Source organism: Bacillus sp. TE8-1, assembly GCF_008368855.1.
Taxonomy (GTDB): Bacteria; Bacillota; Bacilli; order Bacillales; family Bacillaceae_G; genus Bacillus_A; species Bacillus_A cereus.
This window is the reverse complement of sequence record NZ_QPET01000027.1, coordinates 34,325-40,515: the sequence shown is the minus strand read 5'-3', so window position 1 is coordinate 40,515 and position 6,191 is coordinate 34,325. Positions and strand designations below refer to the sequence as shown.

Sequence of the window (6,191 nt, the reverse complement as noted above, 5' to 3'; positions counted from 1 at the left end):
CGTTCAGTTTTCAAAGAACTTGTCCGCCGCTTCAGAAGCGACTTCATCATATTAACATCTTCATTTTTCGATGTCAACTAAGTTTTAAAATTTCTTTTTTGTCGTTTTCTGCGTTTCCGCATCAGCGACGTTTATTAATATACCATCACACTTTTTAAATAACAAGTGTTTTTTTTTATAAAAATACAAAAAAATTATCTACCCTACTTTCTTCTATAGAAATAACTATTATCCTCTCTACTAAAAATAGTTATTCTGATTGTATACTACTACACTTCATTCAACAAAATTGAATTTCACAATACCTTCCCAAATTTTCATTCTCTTCTATATTAAGGTTTATAATAATTATCCTTCTATAAAATAACTATACAAATTAGCCGTAAGAAAAAATCCCATCTACATTAAACAGCCACTCGCGCGCATTATCCCCTTCCTTCTCATTCGAAAATTCCCCCCTACAAATTAACAACATTCCAATCCTAATATAAATTTAAGGGCATTGTTAGAATTTTTTTACATTTAATTAATGAAAAATATCCATTTTTTGTTATATAGTAAGAAAGGACGCACTCAACTATAAATAAACCAATGGAGGAATTATTTTATGGATAGGTTAACAAAGTTTTCATTAAAAAACCGAGCTGCCATTATCATCATGATTTTTCTCATTTCCATACTCGGTGTTTATTCCGGCTCTAAATTACCTATGGAATTTTTACCGAGTATCGACAATCCAGCAATTACCGTCACAACCTTATCTCAAGGACTCGACGCTGAAACGATGACAAAGGATGTAACTGATCCTCTCGAAAAACAATTTCGCAATTTAGAACACGTCGACACCATTACTTCTTCTACATACGAGGGATTATCACGTATCGACATTGCGTATACATCAAAAGCAAACATGAAAGATGCAGCACGCGAAGTCGAAAAAGCCGTCAATACAATTAAATTACCTAAAGATGTAACCAAGCCCGTAGTTAGTCAATTAAACACTTCTATGATTCCACTCGCTCAAATTACTATCCAGAAACAAAACGGTTTTTCAAAAGCAGATGAAAAACAAATTGAAAAAGAAATCGTACCACAACTTGAAAACATTGATGGTGTTGCCAACGTTATGTTTTTCGGAAAATCCACCTCTGAATTATCTATCGTACTTGATCCGAACCAATTAAAAAACAAAAACGTAACATCACAGCAGGTACTAACTGTTTTACAAGGAAAAGAAACTTCTACTCCAGCTGGGGCAATTACTGTTAATCAGGAAGAATACAACCTCCGCGTCATTGGGGACATAAAAAGTGTAAATGACATTAAAAACATCACTGTGGCACCCCAAGTGAAATTGCAAGACATTGCTCAAATTGAAATCAAACAACACTACGATACAATCTCACATATAAACGGAGAAGAAGGCACAGGATTAATCATCATGAAAGAACCGAGTAAAAATGCAGTTGCCATTGGAAAAGAGATTGATAAAAAAGTTAAAGAGATAGATAAGGAATATAAAGATCAATTTTCCATTAAACTTTTGGCTTCAACCCATGAACAAGTTGAAAATGCTGTTACTAGCATGGGAAAAGAAGTAATACTTGGAGCAATCGCTGCAACTCTAATTATCTTAATCTTTTTACGTAACTTCCGAACAACACTCATCGCTGTTGTCAGTATTCCATTATCCATTTTATTAACACTCTTTTTACTACATCAATCTAACATTACACTTAACATTTTAACCCTCGGTGGTTTAGCTGTTGCGGTTGGACGTCTCGTCGATGATAGCATCGTTGTCATCGAGAATATTTTCCGCCGTTTACAAAAAGATTCTTTCTCTAAAGATATCATTCTCGATGCAACGAAAGAAGTCGCAGTCGCAATTACTTCTTCTACTTTAACAACGGTCGCTGTTTTTTTACCTATCGGCCTCGTATCAGGAGCAATCGGAAAATTAATGTTACCTATGGTATTAGCAGTTGTATATTCTATATTATCATCCTTAATCGTTGCACTAACAGTTGTTCCACTTATGGCTTTTTTACTACTCAAAAAAACAAAGCATCGAAAGCCAAGTTCTTCATCACGATATGTCGCTACATTAAAGTGGGCTCTTTCTCATAAATTCATTATTCTACTTACTGCATTTTTATTATTTGTAGGATCAATTGCAGCTTATATATTACTACCGAAAGCAAACATAAAATCTGAAGACGACACAATGTTATCTATTAACATGACATTTCCAGCCGATTATAATGCTGAATCTCAAAAACAAAAAGCATTTGATTTTGAAAAGAAATTACTTTCTAATTCAGATATAACAGACGTTATTTTACGAATGGGATCTAGCGCAGAAGATGCACAATGGGGGCAAACAACTAAAAATAACCTCGCTAGTATATTCGTAGTCTTTAAAAAAGGTTCTGATATTGATCAATATATTAAAGAGTTAAAAAAGGAACATAAAACTTTTGAGCCTGCTGAACTTGATTATATAAAAACAAGTTATTCAAGCTCTGGCGGCGGCAATAACTTACAATTTAACGTAACAGCTACTAACGAAGCGGATTTAAAAGAGGCGGCTACTATCGTTGAAACAAAACTAAAAAGCATGGATGATCTTTCTAAAGTAAAAACAAATTTAGAAGACTCTAAGAAAGAATGGCAAATTCATATTGATCAAACAAAGGCTGAACAACTAGGTTTAACACCAGAAATAGCTGCGCAACAAGTAGCATTCCTTATGAAGAAATCACCTATTGGCGAAATTACAATTAATAATGAAAAAGCTACTATTATGATAGAACACAAAAAAGAAAACATTAATAAACGAGAAGATATTTTAAATACAAACATACTATCACCTATTAATGGACCAATACCTTTAAAAGACATCGCAACTATTTCAGAAAAACAAACACAAACAGAAATTTTCCATAAAGACGGAAAAGAAACAATCCAAATTACAGCCGAAGCTTCAAATGAAGATTTGAGTAAAGTAAACACAGCAGTAAATAAAGCGCTGACTGACTTAGATTTACCTGGTGGTGCAAAAGTAAATATCGCAGGAGCTACTGAATCTATGCAAGAGAATTTTACAGATTTATTCAAAATTATGGGGATTGCAATCGGGATTGTATATTTAATTATGGTTATCACCTTCGGGCAAGCACGTGCTCCTTTTGCAATCCTATTCTCCTTACCGTTAGCTGCTGTCGGTGGTATTTTAGGATTAATGATTTCACGAACACCTGTTGATGTAAATTCCTTGATCGGCGCATTAATGTTAATCGGGATTGTTGTTACAAACGCTATTGTATTAATAGAAAGAGTCCAACAAAATCGGGAACACGGAATGGAAACTAGAGAAGCCTTACTTGAAGCAGGTTCTACTAGACTACGCCCAATTATTATGACAGCTATTACAACAATCGTTGCTATGCTCCCACTCCTATTTGGCCAATCCCAAGCAGGAAGTATGGTATCAAAAAGTTTAGCCGTCGTTGTCATCGGCGGTTTGGCAGTCTCAACTGCTCTTACATTAGTAGTCGTTCCAGTTATGTATGAACTATTAGATAAAATCAGGAGAAAAAGACGCTCCCGTAGGAAAATAAGCACTTCTACAGAAACACCTGATATTTAAAAACAAAAGGCGTTATCTTCACAAATGAAGATAACGCCTCCTCTCTATTTAGTCATATAATCCATCATTTTTTCCACATATTGCTCTATAGGTTTACTAGAATCCACAATAAGGTATTCATTATTTGAAGGTCTTTTACTACCATTTAACCACTTTTTAAAACCTACTTCCGACTCCACTTTTTCAATTTGACTGATCATACGCTTACGTGTTTGGAGTCTCCTATTAATCTCTTCCATATCATTAAGATAACACTCAATATATTTATATTTCACACCATGTTTATTTGATAGTTCAATCCCTTTTTCAACCATCCCCTCATATAAACACGGACTATCCAATATAACACTATGCCCTTGTTCTAAATAAGAATCAATCAATACCCATTCGGCATCATACGCAAGCCCACCAACAATCGTTGATTCAATTCTTTTTACTTTTAATGATTTTAACAACGCGGATTTCAAAACATCATGATCTATAATTACAGCACCTGTTAATTTCGCTATATACTTAGAAACTGTCGATTTTCCTGACCCAGGAAAACCTGACATTTGCAGAAAAAACAAATTAAAACTCCTCTCTAAATTACATCTGTTCTTCTTTATAATTAATCAAAAATTCAACAATCATTACATCCATTCCTTCTATATTAAAATACAAAAGAACCCCCTACTTATAAATAGAGAGTTCTTCTTTATAATTTATGCCGCTTTTACCTTTTTCGTTGTTTTACTTTTTCTTTTCGTTCCTGTAAAGCGCTTGTGTAATATAGATGCTATCAAGCGTGAAATAACATTGAATAGTAATACCATAATAATTAATACAGCTGCAGATTTTGTCGCAATCAACTTCGCATCTGGAATAACTCCTTCAGAATTTAATTTCCAAATGTGAACCGCTAATGTTTCAGCTGGTCTAAACGGATTTAAAGGATGCGCAGGACTTGAGAAATCCGCTGCTGAATTTAAAATCGGGGATGTTAAACCCGCTGTGTAAATTAATGCTGCCGCTTCCCCAAATATACGACCCGCCGCTAAAATAATCCCTGTAATAATTTGTGGTAATGACGATGGGATAATAATACGAGCGATTGTTTGCCACTTCGTTGCACCTAATCCAAGACTTGCCTCTTTTACATTATGAGGAACTTCTGAAATCGCATTTTCACAAACACGCGTTAAACCTGGTAAATTTAAAATAGTTAAAGCAAGAGCACCACCCATTACTGTGTATCCCCAACCTGTCATTGTAACGAACACTAACAAACCAAATAAACCAACAACAATAGAAGGTAAAGACGCCATCGTCTCTATACATAGACGAACAAAATTTAAAAAACGTCCTTGTTTTGCGTACTCTGCTAAATATATTCCAGCACCTAATCCAAGAGGAATAGATATAATAAGCGTTATAACAAGCATGTAGAAGGAATTGAATAACTGCGGACCAATCCCACCACCAGCTCTTGTATTGCTTGGTTCTCCAAACAAGAAATTAGGATCCCAAAATCCCCATCCCTTTTGTAAAATCTCAAATACTAAGAACACTAGCAAAGCTACAACTAAAGCCGCAACCGCATAAAAGATACCTGTCCAAACTTTATTTACCGTTCTTGCATTCATTATTATCGCTCACCTCTTTGCCCAATCGCTCGAATTACTAAAATAAACAGGAATGAAATAACAAGTAAAATCATCGCTAAAGTCCATAGCGCATTGTTCCAAGCAGTTCCGTTCAATGTATTCGTCATGTCCATTGTTAAAATACCAGTTAACGTCGCTGTCGGACTATATATTCCTTCTGGTAATTTAATCGTATTCCCGATTACCATTTGAACCGCTAACGCTTCACCGAAAGCACGCGCTAAGCCTAAAACAACACCTGTTAAAATCCCTTTTTTCGCAGCAGGAACAATCACTCGGCTAATCGCTTGCCATTTCGTTGATCCTAGACCATAAGAAGCTTCTAAATAATCAAATGGAACAGAACGTATTGCATCAGAAGCGATACTAGCAATAGTAGGTAAAATCATAATACTTAATACAACAATACCTGCAATTAAACTAAAGCCTACTCCCCCAAACGAATCACGTAATAGCGGTACTAAAATCGTAACCCCTAATAATCCGTATACAACCGAAGGAATACCAACTAACAATTCTAGAACAGGCTTCAATACTTTATTTCCAAACTTTGGCGAAATTAAATTCATGAATATAGCAAGAGCTATAGCAATTGGTGCACTAATAATAACCGCACCTAACGAAACCACCGTTGAACCTACAATGAAAATTAAAGCCCCGAAGGATCCTTGCTCAGCATTTGGATTCCATTTTGTCGATGTTAACATCTCAGTAAATGAGATACCACTTTGTGTAAAAGATTGAATACCTTTCCCACAAATAAACGCAATAATAGCTAATGTAATTAAAACAATAAAAATACCACAAAACGTAACAAGTGATCTTCCTATATATTCACTTTTCACGTAATTAATTTGTTTTTTCCCCTTCATCACAGGACAGACCCCACTTCA

Annotated in this window: 4 protein-coding genes; 1 reads left to right on the top strand and 3 read right to left on the bottom strand. The window is 34.9% G+C overall.

The window, feature by feature from the left end:
* Positions 1 to 607: 607 nt before the first annotated feature.
* The gene (locus tag DN404_RS23670; RefSeq protein ID WP_149215525.1) at positions 608 to 3,652 is read left to right on the top strand and encodes an efflux RND transporter permease subunit; all 3,045 of its coding nucleotides are present in this window, start codon (positions 608 to 610) and stop codon (positions 3,650 to 3,652) included.
* A 44-nt stretch (positions 3,653 to 3,696) separates the two neighbouring features.
* On the opposite strand, the gene DN404_RS23665 is transcribed toward DN404_RS23670, so the two are convergent.
* From DN404_RS23665 to pstC, 3 genes are all read right to left on the bottom strand, one after another.
* Entirely contained in the window at positions 3,697 to 4,221 is a 525-nt protein-coding gene (locus DN404_RS23665; protein ID WP_149215524.1) for a P-loop nucleotide/nucleoside kinase family protein, read from the bottom strand.
* Between the two features lie 135 nt (positions 4,222 to 4,356).
* On the bottom strand, positions 4,357 to 5,277 hold the full coding sequence (gene pstA / locus DN404_RS23660) for a phosphate ABC transporter permease PstA (protein WP_098919687.1): 921 nt from the start codon (positions 5,275 to 5,277) through the stop codon (positions 4,357 to 4,359).
* Positions 5,278 to 5,279: 2 nt separating this feature from the next.
* Positions 5,280 to 6,170: a phosphate ABC transporter permease subunit PstC gene (gene pstC, locus DN404_RS23655; protein WP_000676677.1), complete on the bottom strand. Its 891-nt coding sequence runs from the start codon at positions 6,168 to 6,170 to the stop codon at positions 5,280 to 5,282.
* Positions 6,171 to 6,191 lie beyond the last annotated feature (21 nt).

Coding starts and splice junctions, on each gene's coding strand:
- DN404_RS23670 (WP_149215525.1), top strand. CDS start 608: ATGGATAGGTTAACAAAGTTTTCATTAAAAAACCGAGCTGCCATTATC.
- pstA (WP_098919687.1), bottom strand. CDS start 5,277: ATGAATGCAAGAACGGTAAATAAAGTTTGGACAGGTATCTTTTATGCG.
- pstC (WP_000676677.1), bottom strand. CDS start 6,170: ATGAAGGGGAAAAAACAAATTAATTACGTGAAAAGTGAATATATAGGA.